This window comes from Streptomyces oryzae (assembly GCF_017676365.1).
Taxonomy (GTDB): Bacteria; Actinomycetota; Actinomycetes; order Streptomycetales; family Streptomycetaceae; genus Streptomyces; species Streptomyces oryzae.
On record NZ_JADKMA010000039.1, the window covers coordinates 18,357 to 42,125 of the forward strand.

The 23,769-nt window shown below is 70.3% G+C and carries 21 protein-coding genes; all 21 read right to left on the minus strand.

The genetic code is table 11. From position 1 onward, the window contains the following. Window positions 1-63: 63 nt before the first annotated feature. On the minus strand, window positions 64-1,506 hold the full coding sequence (gene atpD / locus ITI46_RS10330; RefSeq protein WP_209239155.1) for a F0F1 ATP synthase subunit beta: 1,443 nt from the start codon (window positions 1,504-1,506) through the stop codon (window positions 64-66). 2 nt (window positions 1,507-1,508) lie between these two features. Continuing rightward, window positions 1,509-2,432, minus strand: a complete 924-nt coding sequence (locus ITI46_RS10335) for a F0F1 ATP synthase subunit gamma (protein ID WP_209239156.1) — start codon at window positions 2,430-2,432, stop codon at window positions 1,509-1,511. 2 nt (window positions 2,433-2,434) lie between these two features. Next, entirely contained in the window at window positions 2,435-4,006 is a 1,572-nt protein-coding gene (gene atpA, locus ITI46_RS10340) for a F0F1 ATP synthase subunit alpha (RefSeq protein ID WP_209239157.1), read from the minus strand. 155 nt (window positions 4,007-4,161) lie between these two features. After that, entirely contained in the window at window positions 4,162-4,977 is an 816-nt protein-coding gene (locus ITI46_RS10345) for a F0F1 ATP synthase subunit delta (RefSeq protein WP_209239158.1), read from the minus strand. A 58-nt stretch (window positions 4,978-5,035) separates the two neighbouring features. Continuing rightward, window positions 5,036-5,581, minus strand: coding sequence for a F0F1 ATP synthase subunit B (locus ITI46_RS10350; RefSeq protein ID WP_247745769.1), 546 nt, complete (start codon window positions 5,579-5,581; stop codon window positions 5,036-5,038). Window positions 5,582-5,641: 60 nt separating this feature from the next. After that, window positions 5,642-5,896 (minus strand): ATP synthase F0 subunit C, encoded by a 255-nt coding sequence (gene atpE, locus ITI46_RS10355; protein WP_209239160.1) that lies wholly within the window; start codon window positions 5,894-5,896, stop codon window positions 5,642-5,644. A gap of 76 nt (window positions 5,897-5,972) precedes the next feature. After that, window positions 5,973-6,800, minus strand: a complete 828-nt coding sequence (gene atpB, locus ITI46_RS10360) for a F0F1 ATP synthase subunit A (protein ID WP_209239161.1) — start codon at window positions 6,798-6,800, stop codon at window positions 5,973-5,975. Window positions 6,801-7,021: 221 nt separating this feature from the next. Next, window positions 7,022-7,447 carry a Cg1360 family ATP-synthase-associated protein gene (locus ITI46_RS10365; RefSeq protein ID WP_209239162.1) on the minus strand — a complete coding sequence of 142 codons (426 nt, stop codon included), beginning with the start codon at window positions 7,445-7,447 and terminating at the stop codon, window positions 7,022-7,024. Window positions 7,448-7,736: 289 nt separating this feature from the next. Beyond that, a complete protein-coding gene (locus tag ITI46_RS10370) occupies window positions 7,737-9,089 on the minus strand; it encodes an MraY family glycosyltransferase (RefSeq protein WP_209239163.1) in 1,353 nt (450 codons plus the stop codon). Window positions 9,090-9,332: 243 nt separating this feature from the next. After that, window positions 9,333-9,995: an arsenate reductase/protein-tyrosine-phosphatase family protein gene (locus ITI46_RS10375; RefSeq protein WP_307808118.1), complete on the minus strand. Its 663-nt coding sequence runs from the start codon at window positions 9,993-9,995 to the stop codon at window positions 9,333-9,335. Next, on the minus strand, window positions 9,995-10,642 hold the full coding sequence (locus ITI46_RS10380; protein WP_209239164.1) for an L-threonylcarbamoyladenylate synthase: 648 nt from the start codon (window positions 10,640-10,642) through the stop codon (window positions 9,995-9,997). Before ITI46_RS10380 ends, ITI46_RS10375 begins: the two co-directional genes overlap by 1 nt. Beyond that, window positions 10,642-11,487: a peptide chain release factor N(5)-glutamine methyltransferase gene (gene prmC / locus ITI46_RS10385; RefSeq protein ID WP_209239165.1), complete on the minus strand. Its 846-nt coding sequence runs from the start codon at window positions 11,485-11,487 to the stop codon at window positions 10,642-10,644. Before prmC ends, ITI46_RS10380 begins: the two co-directional genes overlap by 1 nt. A 19-nt stretch (window positions 11,488-11,506) precedes the next feature. Further along, window positions 11,507-12,577, minus strand: coding sequence for a peptide chain release factor 1 (gene prfA / locus ITI46_RS10390; protein WP_209239175.1), 1,071 nt, complete (start codon window positions 12,575-12,577; stop codon window positions 11,507-11,509). A gap of 135 nt (window positions 12,578-12,712) precedes the next feature. Beyond that, window positions 12,713-12,937 carry a 50S ribosomal protein L31 gene (gene rpmE, locus ITI46_RS10395; protein WP_209239166.1) on the minus strand — a complete coding sequence of 75 codons (225 nt, stop codon included), beginning with the start codon at window positions 12,935-12,937 and terminating at the stop codon, window positions 12,713-12,715. Between the two features lie 164 nt (window positions 12,938-13,101). Continuing rightward, a complete protein-coding gene (locus tag ITI46_RS10400; RefSeq protein ID WP_209239167.1) occupies window positions 13,102-14,280 on the minus strand; it encodes an LCP family protein in 1,179 nt (392 codons plus the stop codon). A 343-nt stretch (window positions 14,281-14,623) separates the two neighbouring features. After that, window positions 14,624-16,723 carry a transcription termination factor Rho gene (gene rho / locus ITI46_RS10405; protein ID WP_209239168.1) on the minus strand — a complete coding sequence of 700 codons (2,100 nt, stop codon included), beginning with the start codon at window positions 16,721-16,723 and terminating at the stop codon, window positions 14,624-14,626. A 403-nt stretch (window positions 16,724-17,126) separates the two neighbouring features. After that, on the minus strand, window positions 17,127-18,200 hold the full coding sequence (gene thrB, locus ITI46_RS10410; protein WP_247745764.1) for a homoserine kinase: 1,074 nt from the start codon (window positions 18,198-18,200) through the stop codon (window positions 17,127-17,129). A gap of 489 nt (window positions 18,201-18,689) precedes the next feature. Further along, window positions 18,690-19,769: a threonine synthase gene (thrC, locus tag ITI46_RS10415; RefSeq protein ID WP_247745765.1), complete on the minus strand. Its 1,080-nt coding sequence runs from the start codon at window positions 19,767-19,769 to the stop codon at window positions 18,690-18,692. A gap of 118 nt (window positions 19,770-19,887) precedes the next feature. Then, a complete protein-coding gene (locus ITI46_RS10420) occupies window positions 19,888-21,186 on the minus strand; it encodes a homoserine dehydrogenase (RefSeq protein WP_209239176.1) in 1,299 nt (432 codons plus the stop codon). Between the two features lie 107 nt (window positions 21,187-21,293). Beyond that, entirely contained in the window at window positions 21,294-22,685 is a 1,392-nt protein-coding gene (gene lysA, locus ITI46_RS10425) for a diaminopimelate decarboxylase (protein WP_209239170.1), read from the minus strand. 36 nt (window positions 22,686-22,721) lie between these two features. After that, a complete protein-coding gene (locus tag ITI46_RS10430; protein WP_209239171.1) occupies window positions 22,722-23,585 on the minus strand; it encodes a DALR anticodon-binding domain-containing protein in 864 nt (287 codons plus the stop codon). Between the last annotated feature and the right edge of the window lie 184 nt (window positions 23,586-23,769).

A 23,769-nucleotide genomic window follows, 5' to 3' on the forward strand; every position in this document is an offset into this window, starting at 1 on the left:
AAAGGATAAGGGGTGCGGCGGGGGCGCGTGCACTCGCACCCGCCCGCGCCGCCGGGTCCGGCGTCAGGAGACGCCGAGCTCCTTCGCCTTGGCCTTGAGGTCGTCAAGGCCACCGCACATGAAGAACGCCTGCTCGGGGAAGTGGTCGTACTCGCCGTCGGCGATCGCGTTGAAGGCCGCGATCGACTCGTCCAGCGGGACGTCCGATCCGTCGAGCCCGGTGAACTGCTTCGCCGCGTGGGTGTTCTGCGACAGGAAGCGCTCGATACGGCGGGCGCGGGACACCGTGAGCTTGTCCTCCTCGGACAGCTCGTCGATGCCGAGGATGGAGATGATGTCCTGCAGGTCCTTGTACTTCTGCAGGATCCCCTTGACGCGCTCGGCGCAGTCGTAGTGGTCCTGCGAGACGAACCGCGGGTCCAGGATCCGGGAGGTGGAGTCCAGCGGGTCCACCGCCGGGTAGATGCCCTTCTCCGAGATCGGACGCGAGAGCACCGTCGTGGCGTCCAGGTGCGCGAACGTCGTCGCCGGGGCCGGGTCGGTCAGGTCGTCCGCGGGCACGTAGATCGCCTGCATCGAGGTGATGGAGTGACCGCGGGTCGAGGTGATGCGCTCCTGGAGCACACCCATCTCGTCCGCCAGGTTCGGCTGGTAGCCCACCGCGGAGGGCATCCGGCCCAGCAGCGTGGAGACCTCGGAGCCCGCCTGGGTGAAGCGGAAGATGTTGTCGATGAAGAACAGCACGTCCTGCTTCTGCACATCGCGGAAGTACTCCGCCATGGTCAGACCGGCCAGCGCGACGCGGAGCCGCGTCCCCGGGGGCTCGTCCATCTGACCGAAGACCAGCGCGGTCTGCGGGAGGACGCCGGACTCCTTCATCTCCTCGATCAGGTCGTTGCCCTCACGGGTGCGCTCGCCGACACCGGCGAACACGGAAACGCCCTCGTGCAGCTTGGCCACACGCATGATCATTTCCTGGATGAGCACGGTCTTGCCGACGCCCGCACCGCCGAACAGACCGATCTTGCCGCCCTTGACGTACGGGGTCAGCAGGTCGACGACCTTCAGACCGGTCTCGAACATCTCGGTCTTGGACTCGAGCTGGTCGAAGCTCGGGGCCTTGCGGTGGATCGACCACCGCTCGGTGACCTCGGACTCGGCCTCCGGCTCGTTCAGGATCTTGCCGAGGGTGTTGAAGACCCGGCCCTTGGTGACGTCACCGACGGGCACCGAGATGCCCGCGCCGGTGTCGGTCACCGGGGCCTGGCGGACCAGGCCGTCGGTCGGCTCCATGGCGATGGCGCGGACCAGCCCCTCGCCGAGGTGCTGGGCGACCTCGAGGGTCAGCGTCTTGCGCTTGCCGTCCTCGGACGGGTCGAGGACCTCGACCGTCAGCGCGTTGTAGATGTCCGGCATGGCGTCGACGGGGAACTCCACGTCGACGACCGGGCCGATGACCCGGGCGACGCGGCCCGTCGCAGCGGCCGTCTCAACTGTGGTGGTCATGGTTAGCGGTCACTCCCCGCGTTAGCGTCAGCCAGCGCGCTCGCCCCACCGACGATCTCGCTGATTTCCTGGGTGATGTCGGCCTGGCGGGCCGCGTTTGCAAGCCGCGTCAGCGACTTGATGAGCTCTTCGGCGTTGTCGGTCGCGGACTTCATCGCCCGGCGGGTGGCGGCGTGCTTGGAGGCCGCCGCCTGGAGCAGGGCGTTGTAGACGCGCGACTCGACGTACCGCGGCAGCAGCGCGTCCAGCACATCCTCGGCCGAGGGCTCGAAGTCGTACAGCGGCAGGACTCCCTTGCCGCCGCCCGGCTGCGGGCCGGTGCCGCCCTCACCGAAGGAGAGCGGCAGCATCCGGGCGTCCACCGCGGTCTGCGTCATCATCGAGATGAACTCGGTGTAGACGATGTGCAGTTCGTCCACACCGCCCTCGGCGGTCTCCGTCTGCACCGCCTCGATCAGCGGCGCGGCCACGGCCTTGGCGTCGGCGTAGGTCGGGTTGTCGGTGAAGCCGGTGAACGACTCCTTGACGGGCCGGTTGCGGAAGCCGTAGTAGGCCACGCCCTTGGAGCCGACGATGTAGCTGACGACCTCCTTGCCCTCGGCGGCCAGCCGCTCGTTGAGCTGCTCGGCTCCCTTGATGGCGTTGGAGTTGTAGCCGCCGGCCAGTCCGCGGTCGCTCGTGATGAGCAGCACCGCGGCCCGCTTCGGCTGCTCCGCCTCGGTCAGCAGCGGGTGCTTGGCGTCGGAGCCCTGCGCGACGGCGGTGACCGCACGGGTCAGCTCACTCGCGTACGGCTCGGACGCTGCCACCTTGCGCTGCGCCTTGATGATGCGCGAGGCGGCGATCATCTCCATCGCCCGGGTGATCTTCTTGGTCGCAGTGACGGACTTGATCCGCCGCTTGTAGACCCTGAGCTGGGCACCCATGCTCAGCCCTCGCCCAGCAGCTTGCCGTCCGAGGTCTCGAACTGCGTCTTGAACTTGTCGACCGCGTCGCTGAGGGCCTGGACGGTGTCGTCCGACATCTTGCCGCCCTCGCGGATGCCGGTCATCAGGGCCGACTCCTCGCGGTGCATGTGGTCCAGCAGCTCGCGCTCGAAGCGCCGGATGTCCTCGACGGGGACGTCGTCCATCTTGCCGTTGGTGCCGGACCAGATGGACACGACCTGGTCCTCGGTGGCGAACGGAGCGTACTGCGGCTGCTTGAGCAGCTCGACCATGCGCTTACCGCGCTCCAGCGCCGCCTTGGACGCGTCGTCGAGGTCGGAGCCGAAGGCGGCGAACGCCTCCAGCTCGCGGTACTGGGCCAGGTCGACGCGGAGCGAACCGGTGATCTGGCGGACGGCCTTGTGCTGGGCCTTGCCACCGACCCGGGAGACGGAGATACCGACGTTCAGCGCCGGGCGCTGGCCCGCGTTGAACAAGTCGGACTCCAGGAAGCACTGGCCGTCGGTGATGGAGATGACGTTGGTCGGAATGAACGCCGAGACGTCGTTGGCCTTCGTCTCGACGATCGGCAGACCGGTCATCGAGCCCTTGCCCATGTCGTCCGAGAGCTTGGCGCAGCGCTCCAGCAGCCGGGAGTGCAGGTAGAAGACGTCGCCCGGGTACGCCTCACGGCCCGGCGGGCGGCGCAGCAGCAGCGAGACGGCGCGGTAGGCGTCGGCCTGCTTGGACAGGTCGTCGAAGACGACCAGCACGTGCTTGCCCTGGTACATCCAGTGCTGGCCGATGGCCGAGCCGGTGTAGGGGGCGATGTACTTGAAGCCGGCCGGGTCGGAGGCCGGGGCCGCGACGATGGTCGTGTACTCCAGCGCACCGGCCTCCTCCAGCGCGCCGCGCACGGAGGCGATGGTGGAGCCCTTCTGACCGACGGCGACGTAGATGCAGCGGACCTGCTTGTCCGGGTCGCCCGAGCGCCAGTTGTCGCGCTGGTTGATGATCGTGTCGACGCACAGCGCGGTCTTGCCGGTCTGGCGGTCGCCGATGATCAGCTGGCGCTGGCCGCGGCCCACGGGCGTCATGGTGTCGACGGCCTTGTAGCCCGTCTCCATCGGCTCGTTGACTTCCTGGCGCTGCATGACCGTGGGGGCCTGGAGTTCCAGGGCCCGGCGGCCCTCGGTCTCGATGTCGCCGAGGCCGTCGACCGGGGCACCCAGCGGGTCGACGACACGGCCGAGGTAGCCGTCGCCGACCGGGACCGACAGGACCTCGCCGGTCCGCTGCACCGACTGGCCCTCTTCGATGCCGCTGAACTCACCGAGGACGACCGCACCGATCTCGCGCTCCTCGAGGTTGAGGGCGAGGCCGAGGGTGCCGTCCTCGAACTTCAGCAGCTCGTTCGCCATGGCCGAGGGCAGCCCCTCGACCTTCGCGATGCCATCGCTGGCAGCGCTGACCGTACCGACCTCTTCGCGCGAGGCCGCGTCCGGCGTGTACGACTGGACAAAGTTCTCCAGCGCGTCCCGGATCTCATCCGGCCGGATCGTGAGCTCCGCCATCTGGGTTCCCTGCTCTCCTTGTTGGGCCCGTAAGTTCCTTCGGGCTCCGGGGGTGTCTGACGTCTCCCCCGACTCCCTTGTACGGCCCAACTCGGGCCGCTTTCGTGCTTGTTGAGTTGGTTGGCGCTCGGCGCCCGGTAATGCTCCGGCTGCCGTCAGCCGGCCATCCGCCGCTGGGCCTCGTCCAGCCGGTCGGCGAGCGAGCCGTTGATGACCTCGTCGCCCACCCGCACCGTGATCCCGCCGAGGACCTCCGGGTCCACGTCGAGGTTCAGGTGCACCTGGCGGCCGTACAGCTTGGCCAGCGCCGCGCCCAGGCGCCGCTTCTGCTCGTCACTCAGCGGCACCGCGGAGGTCACGACGGCGACCGAACGGTTCCGGCGCTCGGCTGCCAGCTTGGACAGCGCTTCGAGCCCGCCATCCAGGCTACGTCCCCGCGGCTGGGTGACGAGCCGCGTCACCAGACGCTCGGTGGCGGGCCTGACCCGGCCGCCCAGCAGCTGGTGCACCAGCGAGCGCTTGGCCTCGGCTCCGGCCGTGCGGCTGGCGAGCGCAGCGCGCAGGTCCGGCGTGGAGGCGGCGGTCCTGCCGAAGCGGAACAGCTCGTCCTCGACGTCGTCCAGCGAGCCGTCGCGCTCGGCCGCCACCAGGTCGGCCAGGTCAGCCAGCTCCTCGACGGCGTCGACCAGGTCGCGCGGCGCCGACCAGCGGGAGCGGACCATACCGGCGACCAGGTCACCGGCCGGGCCGCTGAGCTGACCGCCGAGCACCCGCTGCACCAGTGACGCCTTGGCCTCGCCGTCCTGCGCCGGGTCGGTGAGGACCCGGCGCAGCGAGACCTCGCGCTCCAGCAGCGCGGTGACGGCGGCGAGCTCGCCGGCGAGGCTCGCCGCGTCGACCGACGTGGAGTCGGTCAGCGCGGTCAGGCTCTCGCGCGCGGCGGCAAGCGCCTGACGGCTCGCACCGTTCATCGGTCACGCTCCTCAGCTCGTTCGCCGGCGCTCACTCGCCTCGTCGCCGTTCCGGCGTTCATCGGGCGGCTCCGCTGGCGTCGGCCTCGGCAGCCTCTTCGAGCCCGTCGAGGAAGCGGTCGATGACGCGGCTCTGCCGGGCGTGGTCCTCGAGGGACTCGCCGACGAGCTTGCCGGCCAGGTCGGTGGCGAGCTTGCCCACGTCCTGGCGGAGCGTCGCCGCGGCCTGCTTGCGGTCGGCCTCGACCTGGGCGTGGCCGGCGGCGATGATCTCCTCACGCTGCCGCTGGCCCTCGGCGCGCATCTCGGCGATGAGCGCGGCGCCCTGTTCCTGTGCCTCGGCACGCAGCCGGGCGGCCTCGTGGCGGGCCTCGGCGAGCTGGTCCTTGTACTGCTGGAGTACGTCGGCAGCTTCCTGCTGAGCCGCCTCGGCCTTCTCGATGCCGCCCTCAATGGCTTCACGACGCTCTTCCAGCACCTTGTTGATGCTCGGAAGGAGCTTCTTCCACAGGAAGAAGAAGACGATGGCGAATGCGATCAGGCCGATGACGAACTCTGGGATCGGCGGGATGAGCGGGTTCTGCGGAACCTCGGTCTCCGCCATGTTTACCAGGGCGTTCACGTCAGTGCCTTCCGTCGGAAATGGGTTCGTTCGCTCGGTACGTCAGGAGCGGAAGATGAAGCCCATGACGATGCCGATGAGGGCCAGCGCCTCACAGAAGGCGAAGCCGAGGATCTGGTTCTGACGGATCAGACCGGCGGCCTCGGGCTGGCGGGCCAGCGCCTGGGTGCCGTTACCGAAGACGATGCCGACGCCGATGCCGGGGCCGATGGCCGCGAGGCCGTAGCCAACGGAACCGAGGTTGCCGGAAACTCCGCTGGAGGCGGCGATGTTGACCATGTCGAGAGCAGCGGACATGCCGTTACTTCCTTCTCTGTACGGACCGGCGGGGGTTGGCCGCCGGACAGCTGGGGATGTGCGGTGGAGGGCTTGCTCAGTGTTCCTCGGCGAGCGCGCCCTGAAGGTAGGAGCAGGTCAGCAGGACGAAGACGTACGCCTGGATGACCTGGATGAACAGCTCGAAGGCGATCATCACGATCGTCATGATGAATGAGACGGCCGAGTAGGCGATCCCGATGCCGTTGAGCATGTACCAGGTCGCGATGGTGAAGAGCGCCACCAGCATGTGTCCGGCGAACATGTTGGCGAAGAGCCGGACCGAGTGCGTGAAGGGGCGCACGATCAGGGTCGAGAAGAACTCGATGACCACGACCATCGGCAGCACCGCGCCGAGCGACTTGTCGTAGCCGGTGAAGTTCTTGAAGGCGCCGACGAAACCGTGCCGCTTGAAAGTGAGCCCGACCCAGGTGATGTAGACGACCAGCGCGAGGCCCAGCGGGATCGAGAAGATCGACGTCACGGGGAACTGTGCGAGCGGAATGACCGCCCACAGGTTCATCACCCACACGAAGAAGAAGAGCGCCACCACGAAGGGGACGTACTTCTCGCCTTCCTTCTTGCCCATGGTCTCGTAGACCACGCCGCGGCGGATGAAGTCGTAGCCGGCCTCGCCGATCATCTGGAGTTTGCCCGGGACGACCTTCGGCTTGGCGAAGGCGGCCCAGAAGAACCACACGATGGCCAGCGTGCCCACGAGGGCGAGCAGGATCGGCTTGTTGAAGTCGAATCCGCCGATGCTGAACATCGGCTCGAAGACGAACGAGTGGAGCCCTGGAGCCTCGAAGCCGCAGCCACTGAAAAGGTGGCAGTCGGTCTCAAAGGCGAGCATCTGGTCAGCACTCACCGCGGGCTCCTTCTGCATGGCGCATGAAAACGGCTACCTCGTTGTGTCGGCGCGGCGTGCGGCCACGGAACGGCACTGGTCTTTGTCTTACGAATCGGGGGCGGCGGCTGATCAGGGGGCGAGAGTGTCCGTTCCGTCCCGTGTGATCCGGAAGTGGAGGGAACTCCGCCGTCCCCGTCTGCTGCGCCGCAGTTGGCAACGGACGATAGCAGTTGCTCGAACGAGCGCTTATCCCGCCCCTACGTGGCACTGGCCTTCTCGCCGGAGCCCGAGGAGGGTTCGACATACATGATCTTCGCCTTCAGGTGCGCCCTGCCCTGTGCCGCAACCCACACGACGGTGCCGCCGAGCAGTGTGAACGCGAAGGTGTCGGTGTCGAAAAGGGTGGTATCCCGGAAGACCACCAGCACAACGAACAGCAGCAGAATCTGTGTCGTATACAGCAGCAGGCCCATCGCCTGAAAGAGGTGCGGAAAGGAGCGCGCTGTCCGCTGGAGGACGTAAAGGCCGAGACCCATGAACAGGATCACGACGAGTGCTCCGGCCGCGGCTCCGACTGCGCCCTTGCCGCCTGCGAACACGGCGCTGATCGCTGCGGCCACGACACCGGCTACGGCGGTCGGGACGGCGCAGTGCAGGAGCATGCGTGCGTCGTTCGACTGCATGTGGTGGCTCCGGGGAAATCGGGGAAACGTGGGTCGTCGAGGACGAGCGTAGCCCGGCGTGGAGGCAGGACCTCCCGGCAGAAGGGCCCGCGAGAGTGCGGCACTTCGGCTGGCCACCGGGTTTCGTGAACGGTATCACAAACTATTTGATGAGGTCTTTACCTACTTGGTGTGCCCCCTGTCACACACAGGTGTGACAGTCCGCGTCTGCCGCTGACGGCGACCGCTATGTCTGCTATGGGGCCTTTGTCCGGGGTCCGATGAACCCCGGCGCTCGGCACCGGGCCGCTCAGTCATGGGTGTTGATCTTCTTCGGCCTGGTGAACTCACGGCGCTCCCCGATCGCGGTCGCGCCGTTCAGCCCGGCCATCACGGGCTCCCACTCCGCGTCTTCGGCCGTCTCCGCCGCGGGCGCCGGGTCCTCGCCGGGCCCCGGCGGAGTCGCGTCGGCCTCCTCCGCTGTCGGCTCCTGGAGGGAGCGCCGGTAGCGGGGCGGCAACGCGCGCTGCGCCCAGGCGGGCACCCGCGGTGTGTAGCGCGGCATCAGCAGCACCACCAGGCCCACCGCGCTCAACAGCACGATCGCCAGCACGATGGCCAGGCTGGAGGAGCGCACCGAGAACGCCACGGCGCCGAAGGCGATCAACGCCGCCCAGAAGTACATGATCAGTACCGCGCGGCTGTGCGAGTGCCCGATCTCCAGCAGCCGGTGGTGCAGATGGCCCCGGTCGGCCGCGAACGGCGAGCGCCCGTTCCAGGTCCGCCGCACGATCGCCATCACCAGGTCGGCGACCGGGATCGCGATGATGCTCAGCGGCAGCAGCAGCGGCATGTACAGCGGCACCATCGTGTGCACGGCGGACTTGACCGAGCCGGACTCCTCGACCATCACATCCGGGTCCACCTGGCCGGTGATGGAGACCGCACCGGCCGCCAGCACCAGCCCGATCAGCATCGAGCCCGAGTCGCCCATGAAGATCCGCGCCGGATGCATGTTGTGCGGCAGGAAGCCCAGGCACATCCCCATCAGCACGGCGGCGAAGAGCGTGGCCGGAGCCGCCGCCTCGATGCCGTAGCCGTACCAGATCCGGTAGGCGTACATGAAGAACGCCACCCCGGCGATGCACACCATGCCCGCCGCGAGGCCGTCCAGCCCGTCCACGAAGTTCACCGCGTTGATGGTGATGACCACCAGCGCGACGGTCAGCAGCGTGCCCTGGAACGGGGTGAGCGCGACATTGCCCACACCCGGCACCGGCAGCCACAGGATCGTCAGCCCCTGCAGCACCATCACGCCCGCGGCGATCATCTGCCCGCCGAGCTTCACCAGCGCGTCGACGCCCCACTTGTCGTCCAGCACACCGATCAGCCAGATCAGACCGGCACCGGAGAGCAGCGCCCGGGGCTCGTCGGAGAGGGTGAACAGCTCGCCGATGTTGGTGAGTTGGGAGGCCACCAGCAGCCCGGCGCACAGCCCCCCGAACATCGCGATACCGCCCAGCCGCGGCGTCGGCTCCCGGTGCACGTCACGTGCCCGTACCGGCGGGGCAGCCCCCGCCGCGATGGCGAACTTCCGCACCGGCCCGGTCAGCAGATAGGTGACCGCGGCCGTGACGCACAGCGTCAGCAGATATTCACGCACCGGTAGGGCTCCCAAAAGGTCTCGCGGGCTTTCTCAGACCCACACGATAGGACAACGCCCCCCAGCCGACCGCCGCACGTGGCTCACGCTCGCCTGCGCCGCCCCGTGCACCGGAGGTACGGGGGGTGGCCCCCCGGAAGACGGCAGTACGCACCGGCAGGGCTCCCAAAAGATCTCACGGACTGTTCGCAGGCCCACACAATAGGACACGTTCGCCGCCGCCTGCTGGTTCTGGCGGGGCTGCTACGTGTGCGCGGGAACACCCGTCAGCGCGGTGACCACCGGGTCCAGCGCGCTGCTGATCTCCTCGCCGACGCTGCGGAAGTACGGGATCGGGGCACCGTACGGGTCATAGATCTCGTCCGCCTCCGGGCTGGGCGCCAGCAGCCAGCCGCGCAGCGCGGCCGCCGCCTGGACCAGTGCGTGCGCCCGCTCGACGACGCCTTCCGGGCTGCCGGCGGCCGGCAGGGTGGCGGGGTCTATGGCCCGCACCAGCCGGGTGAACTCCTTGAGGGTGAAGGTGCGCAGCCCCGCGGAGTGACCCATGGAGATCACCTGGGCCCGGTGGTCGCGGGTGGCCGTCAGCACCAGGTCGGCCCGGATCACATGCTCGTCCAGCAGCTCGCGCCCGGTGAAGTCCGAGGCGTCCGCTCCGTGTTCGAGCAGCACGGCGACCGCGTTCTCCTCCATCGGCGCGCCCTCGTGGCCCCAGGTCCCCGCGCTCTCGACCACGAGGCCGCCCATGCGGCGCTCCCCGAGCCGTTCGGCCAGGGCATGCCGGGTGAGCCGCTCGGTGATCGGCGAGCGGCACACGTTGCCTGTGGAGACGTGGAGGATACGGAACGCGCCGTCGGCGCCGCTTATGCCGCCGGCCTCGGCCGGCCCACGCCCGGGTGGGGCGGTCACTACGGGGCCACCTCCAGGCCCGGTACGACCTTGCGGAGCTCGTCGGCGTCGATGGCGCCGGCACGCAGCAGGACGGGCACCTCGCCGGTGACGTCCACGATGGACGAGGGCACGTTGTCCTGGGTGGGCCCGCCGTCCAGATAGACGGCGACCGACTCGCCCAGCATCTCCTGGGCCGCGTCACAGTCCATCGGCGCCGGGTGCCCGGTCAGGTTCGCCGAGGAGACGGCCATCGGGCCGAACTCGGTCAGCAGCTCGATGGCGACCGGGTGCAGCGGCATCCGTACCGCAACCGTGCCATGCGTCTCCCCCAAGTCCCAGGTCAGCGACGGCTGGTGGCGCGCGACCAGGGTGAGGGCTCCGGGCCAGAAGGCGTCGACCAGCTCCCATGCCGTCTCGGAGAAGTCCGTGACCAGGCCGTGCAGCGTGTTCGGCGAACCCACCAGCACCGGCGAGGGCATACCGCGCCCGCGGCCCTTGGCCTCCAGCAGATCACCGACCGCGTCGGCACTGAACGCGTCGGCGCCGACGCCGTAGACGGTGTCCGTCGGCAGCACGACGAGTTCCCCGCGCCTGACGGCCGATGCGGCCTCGCGCAGACCGGTTGCGCGGTCGGTCGCGTCGGAGCAGTCGTATCGCCGTGCCATCACGGCACCTCCCTGCGTGCAGTGGCAAAACGGGGCCGGTTGTTGAGGTCGGGGTGGTCCGCGGCATCAGCCCAGCCGCGGTCCTCGGTGAAGATCCAGGGCACCTGCCCGCCCTGGGTGTCGGCGTGCTCGATGACCACGACGCCGCCCGGGCGCAGCAGCCGGTGCGCGGTGCGCTCCAGACCGCGGATGACGTCCAGGCCGTCCTCGCCGGAGAACAGCGCGATCTGCGGGTCGTGGTCGCGGGCCTCCGGCGCCACATACTCCCACTCGGTCAGGGGGATGTAGGGCGGATTGGAGATCACGAGGTCGACCTGGCCGTCCAGCTCGGTCAGCGCCGTGCGCGCGTCCCCGTGGTGCAGCGTCACCCGGGAGCCCTCGACGTTCTTGCGCGCCCACACCAGCGCCGCCTCGTCCAGCTCCACGGCGTGCACCCGGGAGCGCGGCACTTCCTGCGCGAGGGCCAGCGCGATGGCTCCTGAGCCGGTGCACAGGTCCACGATCAGCGGCTCGGCCACGTCCATGGCGCGCACCGCGTCTATCGCCCAGCCGACCACGGACTCGGTCTCCGGGCGTGGCACGAACACCCCGGCACCGACGTGCAGCTCCAGATAGCGGAAGAAGGCGCGCCCCGTGATGTGCTGGAGCGGTTCGCGGGCCTCGCGGCGGGCCACCGCCTCCCAGTAGCGCGCGTCGAAGTCGGCGTCGGCGACGCGGTGCAGCTCTCCCCGCCCCACGCCGTGCACCCAGGCGGCCAGCTCCTCGGCGTCGAAGCGCGGCGAGGGCACGCCGGCGTCGGCCAGCCGTTGGGTGGCCTGCGCCACCTCGGCGAGCAGCACGTTCACTCCGTCCCCCTCCCGGGCGTCACTGAGCGGCGGCCAGCTTGGCCGCTGAGTCCGCGTCCACGCACGCCTGGATCACGGGGTCGAGCTCGCCGTCCAGCACCTGGTCCAGGTTGTACGCCTTGAAGCCGACGCGGTGGTCGGAGATCCGGTTCTCCGGGAAGTTGTAGGTGCGCACCCGCTCGGACCTGTCGACCGTACGGACCTGGCTGCGGCGGGCGTCCGACGCCTCCTTCTCGGCCTCCTCCTGCGCCGCGGCCAGCAGCCGGGCGCGCAGGATGCGCAGGGCCTGCTCCTTGTTCTGGAGCTGGCTCTTCTCGTTCTGGCAGGAGACGACGATGCCGGTCGGCTCGTGGGTGATGCGCACGGCCGAGTCGGTGGTGTTCACCGACTGCCCGCCGGGCCCCGAGGAGCGGTAGACGTCGATCCGCAGATCGTTCGGGTTGATCTCCACGTCCACGTCCTCGGCCTCCGGCAGCACCAGGACACCGGCAGCGGAGGTGTGGATACGGCCCTGCGACTCGGTCGCGGGCACCCGCTGGACGCGGTGCACCCCGCCCTCGTACTTCAGCCGCGCCCACACACCCTGTCCCGGCTCAGTGGCCCCCTTGGACTTCACGGCGACCTGGACGTCCTTGTAGCCGCCCAGGTCGGACTCGTTGGACTCGATCAGCTCGGTCTTCCAGCCGTTGCGCTCCGCGTAGCGCAGATACATCCGCAGCAGATCGCCGGCGAACAGCGCGGACTCGTCGCCGCCCTCGCCCGCCTTGATCTCCAGGATGACGTCCTTGTCGTCGCTGGGGTCGCGCGGGACCAGCAGCAGCCGCAGCCGCTCGGTCAGCTCCTCGCGGCGCCGCTCCAGCTCCTTGACCTCGTCGGCGAAGTCCGGGTCCTCCGCGGCCAGTTCCCGCGCTGTGCCGATGTCGTCACCGGTCCGCTTCCACTCGCCGTAGGCGGTGATGATCGGGGTGAGTTCGGCGTAGCGCTTGTTGAGCCGGCGGGCACCCGCCTGGTCGGCGTGGATCGCCGGATCGGCGAGCCGCCGCTCCAGGTCGGCGTGCTCGCCGACGAGTTCCTCGACCGCCTCGAACATCGTGGCCATCCCTTGCTGATGAGTGAGGGCGCCGCCCTGCCGGCAGGGGCGGGCGGGCGCCGGGGCGCTGAGCACCAAAAGAGCGCCGGGCCGCACTGCCCGGCAGGGCAGCCGCGGACCGGCGCTGTGGTGTTGCTACTTCTTGGCGCTGCCGGCGTTCTTGCCGAAGCGAGCCTCGAAGCGGGCCACACGGCCACCGGTGTCGAGGATCTTCTGCTTGCCCGTGTAGAACGGGTGGCAGGCCGAGCAGATGTCGGCGCGGATCACGCCTTCCGGCATGGTGCTACGCGTAGTGAACGAGTTGCCACAGGTGCAGCTCACCTGGGTCTCGCGGTACTCGGGGTGGATGTCGCGCTTCAAGGTCACTCCTAGGTTCGGGAGGGCACCGGGTCGGGAGACGGGTTGTTTCCCGTGAACCGGGGCCGACGGTCCAGTTTGCCACTGGTTCCCGCACCCCCCAAAACCGGGGCGCCGGGCCCGTTATTCCCGGGGCGACGGTCTGCCCCGGGCCCGGGCACCCGCGCTCAGTGGGAGGGGCCCGCCTGAGGGCTCCCGGAAGCGTCCGCGTTGCCGCCGCGCAGCACACCGCCTATATCGGTCTTGTCACCGGCGGAGCCCTTCGTCGCGGACTTCGGCACCAGTCTGTCGTGCTTGACCGCCCACCAGACCTTCTTGGTCTTGGAGTCGATCTGCACGACGCGGTTCGGGTCCTGAGGGTCGTACTGCACCGGCAGCGTGGTCATCTGGATGTCGTCGGACTTGATGCCCTTGAGCATCTTGGCCATGCCGGTCAGCTTGCCGACCGAGTCCAGATCGGAGTCGGTGGTGATGGCCGAGGTCGCGGTGTCGGCGAGGTCGTAGAGCTTCTTGGGGCTGCTGAAGACGCCGACGCTGTTGACCTGGTCGATGAGCGCCTTGAGGAACGCCTGCTGGAGCTGGATACGGCCCAGGTCGCTGCCGTCGCCCACGCCGTGCCGGGTACGGACCAGGCCCAGGGACTGCTCGCCGTTCAGGCGGTGGGTGCCCGCCTTGAGGTTCAGATGGCTGTCCTTGTCCCTGATCGCCTTGTGCGTGGTCATCTCGACGCCGCCGAGGGTGTTGATCAGCTTCTGGAAGCCAGCGAAATCGACCTCGAGGTAGTGGTCCATCCGGACGCCGGAGAGGGATTCCACGGTCTTCACGGCGCACGCGGGGCCGCCGACCTTGTAGGCGGAGTTGAACATGGCCTGCTGTGCGGGGACGGTCCTGCCGCCCTCGGACTTGTCGCCCTTGCAGCTGGGCCGCTGGACGATGGTGTCCCGGGGTATCGAGACGACGCTGGCCTTGTCGTGCTTCTCGTTGATGTGCAGCACCATCGCCGTGTCCGAGCGGGCGCCGCCCTCGTCCTTGCCGTACTTCGCGTTGGCCCCGGCCCGGCTGTCGGAGCCGAGCACGAGTATGTCCATGGAGCCGTTCGGTGTGTCCTCGGGCCGGTCGGTGCCCAGCGCCGCGTTGATGTCGACGCCGGATATGTTGCCGTCCAGCTTGAAGTAGACGAAGCCGAGGCTCGTCCCGCCGAGCACGACCGCCCCTGCGACGGTCCAGGCGGCTGCGCGGACGGCCCGTCGGCGTCCGCTGAGCGGCCTGCGGCGACGGCCTGAGGCGCGTATGCCCCGGGAGCGGCGCGCTGCCGCCGTGTCGCCCTCGTAGCTGTCGCCCGCCATGGTCACTTCCCTCAGTCCTGCCTCGCGGCGCCGTTCTGTCGTGCTGGGACGTCCTCCGGTGGAGACGTTGTCCCGGGTGGACGCTGTGTCTCGCCGAAGGGTTGCACAACAGGTCACCACGCGCGCCAGGAGCGCGTTACGTGACAGCGGCGCACGGACCGGGCCGCAACGCGGCACTACTCCCCTTTTTACCTGCGACGACGTACCCGCGCCTGCCGAGCGGCACCGGCTACCGGCCAGGGAGCGGCTGTGGGCAAGCTCTCAGCAGCCAAAACAGACCGCGAGGACCGCCCCACCGTATGTGGTGGAGCGGCCCTCGCGTCCTCCGTCCGGGCGACGGCCCTCAGTCCTGGCCGTTGCCGGGCGTCGGGGTGTTCTTCTGGATCTGGAGCAGGAACTCCGCGTTGGACTTCGTCTGCTTCATCTTGTCCAGCAGCAGCTCGATGGCCTGCTGCTGGTCCAGAGCGTGCAGCACGCGCCGCAGCTTCCAGACGATCTGGAGCTCCTCGTTCGCCATGAGGATCTCTTCCTTACGGGTGCCGGACGCGTCCACGTCCACCGCGGGGAAGATCCGCTTCTCGGCGAGCTTCCGGTCGAGCTTGAGCTCCATGTTGCCGGTGCCCTTGAACTCCTCGAAGATGACCTCCTCCATCCGGGAGCCGGTCTCCACCAGCGCCGCGGCGAGGATGGTCAGGGAGCCGCCGTCCTCGATGTTCCGCGCGGCACCGAAGAACTTCTTCGGCGGGTACAGCGCGGTCGAGTCGACACCACCGGAGAGGATGCGGCCCGAGGCCGGCGCCGCCAGGTTGTAGGCGCGGGCGAGCCGGGTGATGTTGTCCAGAAGGATCACCACGTCGTGGCCCAGCTCCACCAGCCGCTTCGCCCGCTCGATGGCCAGCTCGGCGATGGTGGTGTGGTCCTCGGCCGGGCGGTCGAAGGTCGAGGAGATGACCTCGCCCTTGACCGACCGCTGCATGTCGGTGACCTCTTCAGGACGCTCGTCGACGAGGACGACCATCAGGTGGCACTCGGGGTTGTTCCGGGTGATCGAGTTCGCGATCGACTGCAGCACCGTGGTCTTGCCCGCCTTCGGCGGGGCCACGATCAGACCGCGCTGGCCCTTGCCGACCGGCGAGACCAGGTCGATGATCCGCGAGGTCAGATGGTTCGGCTCGGTCTCCAGCCGCAGCCGCTCCTGCGGGTAGAGCGGGGTCAGCTTGTTGAACTCTGAACGGCCCTTGCCGTCGTCGGGCGACATGCCGTTGACCGAGTCGAGGCGGACCAGCGCGTTGAACTTCTCGCGCCGCTCACCCTCCCGCGGCTGGCGCACGGCGCCGGTGACGTGGTCGCCCTTGCGCAGGCCGTTCTTACGGACCTGGGCCAGCGAGACGTACACGTCGTTCGGCCCCGGCAGATAGCCGGAGGTGCGCACGAACGCGTAGTTGTCGAGGATGTCGAGGATGCCCGCGACGGGGATCAGGACGTCGTCCTCGGAGATCTGCGGCTCGAAGTCCTCCCGGCCGCCGCGCCGGCCCCGGCGGTCGCGGTAGCGGCCGCGCCGGCCGCGCCGGCCGCCGCCCTCGTCGTCGAAGCCGTCGTCCCGGCGGCCGCCGCCACCGGCCTGGCTCTGCTGCTGGCCGCCGCCGTCGCCCTTGCCGCGGTTGCGGTCGCGGTCCCGGTCGCGCTGGCGCTCGCGCTTGGAGGGACGGTCCTGCTGCTGCTTGCCCTCGCCGGAGGGGCCGCCGGACTTGCCGTCCTGCGCGGCGCGCTCGGACCGCTCGGACTTGCCGTCCTTGCCGTCCTGCGCGGCCTGCTTGCCGCCCTCGCCACCGGACTTGGCGTCCGTGCGGCCCTCGGCGGTGTCGGCTGCGGCCTCGGCCTTGGTACGGCGCGCACGGCCGCCGCCCTCCTGGGCCGCCTTGGCGTCGCCCTCGGTCTGGCCGGGGATGTCGATCTGCTGCTGGCTGCCCTGCGGCTCCTGCTGCGCGGCCTCGGGCTCGCCGGTCCTGGCCCGGGAGGTGGCGCGGCGCTTCGGCTTCGCCTCCTCGGCGCCCGCGCCGCCGGACTTGCCGTCCTCGGCGGCCTTGGTCTGCTTGCTGTCGGAGTCCTTGCTCTGCTTGGTGCCGGCGGCCTTGGTGTCGGCTGCCTTGGCGCCCTTGCCCGAAGCGGCGGACGCGGGCTGCGAACTGCCGCCCGCCTGGCGCTCCTTGATGACTTCGATCAGCTGGCTCTTGCGCATCCGAGCGGTGCCCCTGATGCCGAGGCTGGAGGCGACCTGCTGGAGCTCGGCCAGAACCATGCCCTCGAGCCCCGTGCCGGAGCGCCGACGCCTGGGTGCGGCACCGGAGGCAGGCGTGGCGGATGCATCCGTAGCGGCGGGCGCCGCGGCACCGTCGGCTGCGGTATCGGCGTTCACGCCCATCAGATCGGTGGTGTCGCTCACGAAGGGTCCTTCCCTGGAGCGGACGTCGGCCTGTCTGGCTCGGCGACCGGTTGTGCTGTCCGGCTGGGGTCCTGTGTTCGCGGACCTGGCCGGGGCGGTGGTCCCGCCTGGATGTACGGCGGGGAAATCAGTACGTGGGTTCGGCGTGAAGCCTCGACATGGATGTCCTTCACGTCGGCTCCGGAGCGTGTTCGCCCCTACCCGGCGACAGGCCGAGCAGTGTGGGAGGCTCCTGGGAGAAGAGGTGGTCCCTGCTGGGGCTGCCAGGGGAACACGCAAGCACCGCCCTCTTAGAACCATCGCACTTTCCCGCGCGAGACCCAAGAGACTGCGAGTGCAGACTTGAGGTTAACACTACCGGATCCAACAAACATTCCCCCTCTCAAAGATCCGCAACCCGCTGTCACCGGGGCCCGCTGTCGGCGCCTCCCGGTGCATTTCCGGTCCCGTTCCCGGCCCTGTTTCCCGTCCCGTTCCCGGCCCCGTCACCGGCCGCGCCCCCGGTCCCGCTCTCGGTTCCACTTCCGGCGCTTCCGGCGTTTTCGCTGGCCCGGGTGGGTGCGGAGAGCGGCAGGACACTGGCTCCCGCCAGGTCCGGCGCCAGCCGGTTCGCCGTCCAGCCCTCGCCCGCCAGCCGCGAGACCTTGTCGGCCTCGCCCTCGTCGGCGGCGAGCGCCAGCACCGTCGGTCCGGCGCCCGAGATCACGGCCGGGACACCCTCAGCGCGCAGCCTGCCGACCAGGTCGGCGCTCTCCGTCATCGCCGGGGCCCGGTACTCCTGGTGCAGCCGGTCCTCGGTGGCGGCCAGCAGCAGCTCGGGGCGCCGGGTCAGTGCCTCGACGAGCAGTGCCGCGCGCCCCGCGTTGAAGGCCGCGTCCACGTGCGGCACGGTGCGCGGGAGCAGCCCGCGCGCGGTCTGCGTGAGCAGGGGTTTCGCCGGGACGAAGACCACCGGGACGAGGGATGCGGCGGGCTCCATCCGCAGCGCGCGGGCCGCGCCGCCGTCGGTCCAGGCCAGGGTGAAGCCGCCGAGCAGGCAGGCCGCGACGTTGTCGGGGTGGCCCTCGATCTCGGTGGCGAGCTCCAGCAGCGCGGTGTCGTCCAGCCGGGCCTCACCCCCGGTGGTCACCGCGCGGGCCGCCATCACGCCGGCGCAGATCGCGGCGGAGGAGGAGCCGAGGCCGCGGCCGTGCGGGATGCGGTTGGCGCACACGACCTCCAGGCCGCGCGGCTGCCCGCCCAGCAGGTCGAAGGTGGTGCGCAGCGAGCGGACGAGCAGGTGGTTCTCGTCGCGGGGCAGCGTCTCGGCGCCCTCGCCCGCGATGTCGATGTGCAGACCGGAGTCGGCGACGCGGACCACCACGTCGTCGTAGAGCCCCAGAGCGAGGCCCAGGGCGTCGAAGCCGGGGCCGAGGTTGGCGCTGGTGGCGGGAACGCGCACCCGGACGGCGGCGGCGCGGAACGCGGGACCGGCCATCTGACGATGACTCTCCTTGGTTTGGGTTTGCGGAGCATCCCCTCGACCGCGGCTGCGCCGGACCGGTCACGGCTCCGCGCTCGCCCGCGGCGGGGACGTACGGGAGTCGGGGTGAAACTCAGCCTATCGAAGGTGGGTTCAGTGGCGACATAGGGCGCACAGGAGGCGCACGATGCGTGTCGTGAGCCGCCGTGTGCTTCCGCGCAGTACGCGAGCGTACAGCGCCGGCGAGCCGAACCGTTTCCGCACCCGGATGCGAAGCAGAACCGGAGGCGGAAGCGGAACCGGAACCGGCCCGGAAGAGGCCCACACATGATCTGCCCAGCGGACCGGCCCGTAAAAACCAGCTCGGGCGGAACCGGTTCAGACCAGTGGCGGCCGCACCGGCCGGGCCCGGACCAGTTCCGCCCGGCGGGGCCGGTGTCGGCGGCCTGCCCCGCAGCGGGGCCGGGGTCGGTGACCGACGGCCCCGCAGCGGAGCCGGTGCGTTCAGGCCAGACCGAGGCGCTCGGCGGCGGCGTCAGCGTCGACGGGGACGACGATGGGCTGCGGCGCGCCCGCCACGGCCCAGTCCGGGTCCTTGAGGCCGTTGCCGGTCACCGTGCAGACGATGCGCTGCCCCGGCTCGACCTTGCCCTGCTCCGTCGCCTGGATCAGACCGGCGACCGAAGCGGCCGAGGCGGGCTCCACGAAGACGCCCTCCTGCGCGGCCAACAGCCGGTAGGCACGCAGGATCTGACGGTCGGTCACCGAGTCGATGAAGCCGCCGGACTCGTCGCGCGCCTGCTCGGCCAGCGTCCAGGACGCCGGGTTGCCGATCCGGATGGCGGTGGCGATGGTGCTCGGCTCCTTGACGGCCTCGCCGCGCACGATCGGCGCGGCACCGGACGCCTGGTAGCCCCACATCCGCGGCGTACGGGTGGCGGGCCCGTCCGCGTGATACTCGCGGTAGCCCTTCCAGTAGGCCGTGATGTTGCCCGCGTTGCCCACCGGGAGGACGTGGATGTCGGGCGCGTCCCCGAGCATGTCGACGATCTCGAAGGCTGCGGTCTTCTGGCCCTCGATCCGCACCGGGTTGACCGAATTGACCAGCGCCACCGGGTACTTGTCCGACAGCCCGCGGGCCAGCTCCAGACAGTCGTCGAAGTTGCCGTCGACCTGGAGGATCTTGGCGCCGTGCACCAGCGCCTGGCCCATCTTGCCCAGCGCGATCTTGCCCTGCGGCACCAGCACGGCGCAGACCATTCCGGCCCGTACGGCATAGGCGGCGGCCGACGCCGAGGTGTTGCCTGTGGAGGCGCAGATGACGGCCTGTGCCCCCTCCTCCTTGGCGCGGGTGATGGCCATCGTCATCCCGCGGTCCTTGAAGGAGCCGGTGGGGTTGGCCCCTTCGACCTTGAGGTGGACGTCGCAGCCGGTCAGCTCGGAGAGCTTCTGGGCCGGCACCAGCGGGGTGCCGCCCTCACGGAGTGTGACGGGGGTGGTCCCCGGGGCGACCGGGAGGCGGTCGCGGTACTCCTCGATGATGCCGCGCCACTGCGGGCGCCCCGCGGCGCGCATCTGTGACATAGGAGGCTCCATGACGGTCACTGTTCTCTGGCTCCCTTACTGACCATTGTCCGGCGCTGCCCATCGCGCCGTACTGCTCGCGCTGCGTACCGCACGCCTGGGGCGGCGCCCGGGCCGTTCACTCCCCCTCGACCCGCATGATGCTGGCGACCCCGCGCACCGTGTCGAGGCCGCGCAGTGCCTCGACGGTCGCGCTGAGCGCCGCGTCCGGGGCCCGGTGGGTGACGACGACGAGCCAGGCTCCGTCGTGTGCGCCTTCCTTGCCCTTCTGCCGCACCGTGTCGATGGAGACGCCGTGCTCGGCGAAGACCGTGGCCACCTGCGCCAGCACGCCGGGTTTGTCGGCCACGTCCAGGCTGATGTGATAGCGGGTGACCACCTCGCCCATCGGCGAGACGGGCAGCTGTGCGTAGGCGGACTCGCCGGGGCCCTTGCCGCCGCTGAGCTTGTTGCGGCAGGCGGCCACCAGGTCGCCGAGCACGGCCGAGGCGGTGGGCGAGCCACCGGCGCCGGGGCCGTAGAACATCAGCTGCCCGGCCGCCTCGGACTCGACGAACACCGCGTTGTACGCCTCGCGCACCGAGGCCAGCGGATGGCTGAGCGGGAGCATCGCGGGGTGCACCCGCGCCGTCACCGAGCGGCCGTCGGCGGCACGCTCGCAGATGGCCAGCAGCTTGACGGTGCACCCCATGCGTTTCGCGGAGGCGATGTCGGCCGCCGTCACATCGGCGAGGCCCTCGCGGTGCACGTCGTCCAGCCGTACGCGGGTGTGGAAGGCGATGCCCGCCAGGATGGCCGCCTTCGCCGCCGCGTCGAAGCCCTCCACGTCCGCCGTCGGGTCGGCCTCGGCGTAGCCGAGCGCGGTGGCCTCGTCCAGCGCCTCGCTGTAGCCGGCGCCGGTGGACTCCATCCGGTCCAGGATGAAGTTGGTGGTGCCGTTGACGATGCCCAGCACCCGGTTGACCTTGTCGCCCGCCAGGGACTCGCGCAGCGGCCGCACCAGCGGGATGGCGGCGGCCACGGCCGCCTCGTAGAAGAGGTCGACGCCGTACTTCTCGGCGGACTCGTGGAGGGTGGAGCCGTCCTCGGCCAGCAGCGCCTTGTTCGCGGTCACGACGCTGGCGCCGTGCTCGAAGGCCGAGGTGATCAGGGACCGGGCCGGCTCCAGGCCACCGATGACCTCCACCGCCACGTCGATGTCCTCGCGCGCGGCGAGTGCCGCGGCGTCGGTGGTGATCAGCGCGGGGTCGATTCCGGCGCGGACCCGGTCGGGCCTGCGCACGGCGACCCCGGCCAGCTCGACCGGGGCGCCGATGCGCTGGGCGAGGTCCTCGGCGTGCGTCGTCATGATGCGTGCCACCTCTGAGCCGACGACCCCACAGCCCAGCAGCGCCACCTTCAGCGGACGCGTACGCATCATCTGACCTCGTTTTCCGTCTGTCCCGACACAGCTGTTTGTGGTCAAGTCTCACTTACCGAAACGGAGATTCCACGCCCGGTCCAGTATGTGGGATCTATATCTCGCTACCCGACATCGAGTCGCAGGAGATCTTCCTCCGTCTCGCGCCGCAGGATCGTCCGCGCCTCCCCGTCCCGGACCGCGATGACCGGCGGGCGCAGCGCGTGGTTGTAGTTGCTCGCCATCGATCTGCAGTACGCGCCGGTCGCGGGCACGGCCAGCAGATCGCCGGGCGCCAGGTCCGTCGGCAGGAACGCGTCCCGTACGACGATGTCACCGCTCTCGCAGTGCTTGCCGACGACCCTGCTGAGCATCGGCTCCGCCTCGGAGGCGCGGGAGACCAGCGCCACGCTGTACTCCGCGTCGTACAGCGCCGTGCGGATGTTGTCCGACATCCCGCCGTCCACGCTCACATACGTACGCAGCCCCTCCAGCTCCTTGAGCGTGCCGACCTCGTAGAGCGTGAAGGCCGTCGGCCCGGCGATGGCCCGGCCGGGCTCCACCGACAGCCGCGGCACCGCGAGCCCCGCCGCCTCGCACTCGCGCGTGACGATGTCACCCAGCGACTTGGCGATCTCGTGCGGCTCGCGCGGGTCGTCCTCGGGCGTGTACGCGATCCCGAGCCCGCCGCCCAGGTCGATCTCCGGCAGTTCGATCCCGTGCTCGTCCCGCACCTGCGTCAGCAGCCCCACCACACGGCGGGCCGACACCTCGAAGCCGGCCATGTCGAAGATCTGCGAGCCGATGTGCGAGTGGATACCGACCAGCTCCAGGCTGTCCAGCATCAGCACCCGCCGCACGGCCTCGGCGGCGGAGCCGTCCGCCAGCCCGAGCCCGAACTTCTGGTCCTCGTGCGCGGTCGCGATGAACTCGTGCGTATGCGCCTCGACACCGACCGTGACCCGGATCTGCACCGGCTGCCGCCGCCCCAGCCGCTGCGCGATGTGCGCGACCCGGGCGATCTCCTGGAACGAGTCCAGCACGATCCGGCCAACGCCCGCCTCGACGGCCCGGTGGATCTCGTCGTTCGACTTGTTGTTGCCGTGCAGCGCGATGCGCTCGGCGGGCATCCCGGCGGCCAGCGCCGTCGCCAGCTCGCCGCCGGAGCACACGTCGAGGTTCAGCCCCTCCTCGTACAGCCAGCGCACGACCGCGCGGGAGAGGAACGCCTTCCCGGCGTAGAACACATCGGCGTCCTGCCCGAAGGCGTCCCGCCAGGCGCGGCAGCGGGCGCGGAAGTCGGTCTCGTCCATCACATACGCCGGAGTGCCGAACTCCTCGGCGATCCTGCGTACATCCAGCCCGCCGACGCTGACGGCCCCGTCCGCCGTCCGCTCGACGGTCTGCGACCACACACGCGGGTCGAGCGAGTTGAGGTCGGCCGGGGGCGCGGTGTAGTGGCCCTCGGGGAGAACATCGGCGTGCCGGGGGCCTGCCGGGTGTGCGGAACGGCTCATGATCGTGTCCCTGTGTCCCTTTTGCTGATCAAAGTCTCAAAGTTGTGCGGGTGCCGTGACGCCGAGCTGGGACAGGCCGCCTGCCAGCACCGCTCCGGTGGCCTCGGCGAGGGCCAGCCGGCCGCGGTGGGCGGCCCCGGGTTTCTCCTCGCCTCGGGGCAGCGGCGGACACGTGTCGTGGAATACGGCGAACGCTCCGGCGACGGCATCCAGATGCCGGGCCAGCGCGCCGGGCGCGGTGATCCGCGCCCGGTCGGCGAGCAGCGCCAGCAGCCGGGCACCGGCCTCGTCGAGCCGCTCCGCGCTCTCCGCCTCCGGCCGCAGCCCGAGCCGCCGCCCGTTGCGCAGCAGCGAGCAGACCCGGGCGTGCGCGTACTGCACCCGGAAGAGCGAACTGGAGCGCTCGGTACGGACAGCGAGCGCCGCGGGGTCCTCACCTGTGGACGCGGCCCAGCGCGGGATGTCCTGGGCGGGGACGTCGGCCGGCTGCTGCGGGGGGACGGCGGAACCGGGCATCCCGCCCGGCCCGCTCGCCGCGAGGGTGCGCACTAGCGCGGCCCGGGCTGCGGGCGCCAGCGTGACGTTCACGAACCCCCCGCCGACCACCACGGCCTCCGCCACGGCGCCCTCGTCCCGTACGAGCCGCACACACAGCTCCGCCGCGACCTCGCGCGCCGACCGCCCGCACGCGGCGGCCGCCTGGAACGCGGCCCCGGTCGCGTAATCTCCGTCCCCCCGTCGCGGCGGGGACTCGACGACGATGCGCACGCCGGCCAAGAGCTCATCGGCGCGCCCTTCGCTCCCGATGCCAATGCCACTGCCGCTCCCGCTGCCGCCATCGTCCGAGAGCACACGGGAGAGCGTGTACCGGATGGTGCGCGAGAGCTGGGCGGGGGTCACAGAGCAAGCGTATGGGAGGCGGGGTGGGTCTGCGCGAGCCGGTTTCGGCACCTGGGACACCGGCAGGGCGGCAGTGGGGGCCTTTCGCTCACGCACTGCGCCGAACCGACAACGCAGGGCAAATCCCTCTCCGGGAACAAGGGAACTCGCCCTCCCTCTCAAGCCCGTCGAGGGGCTTGAGCCC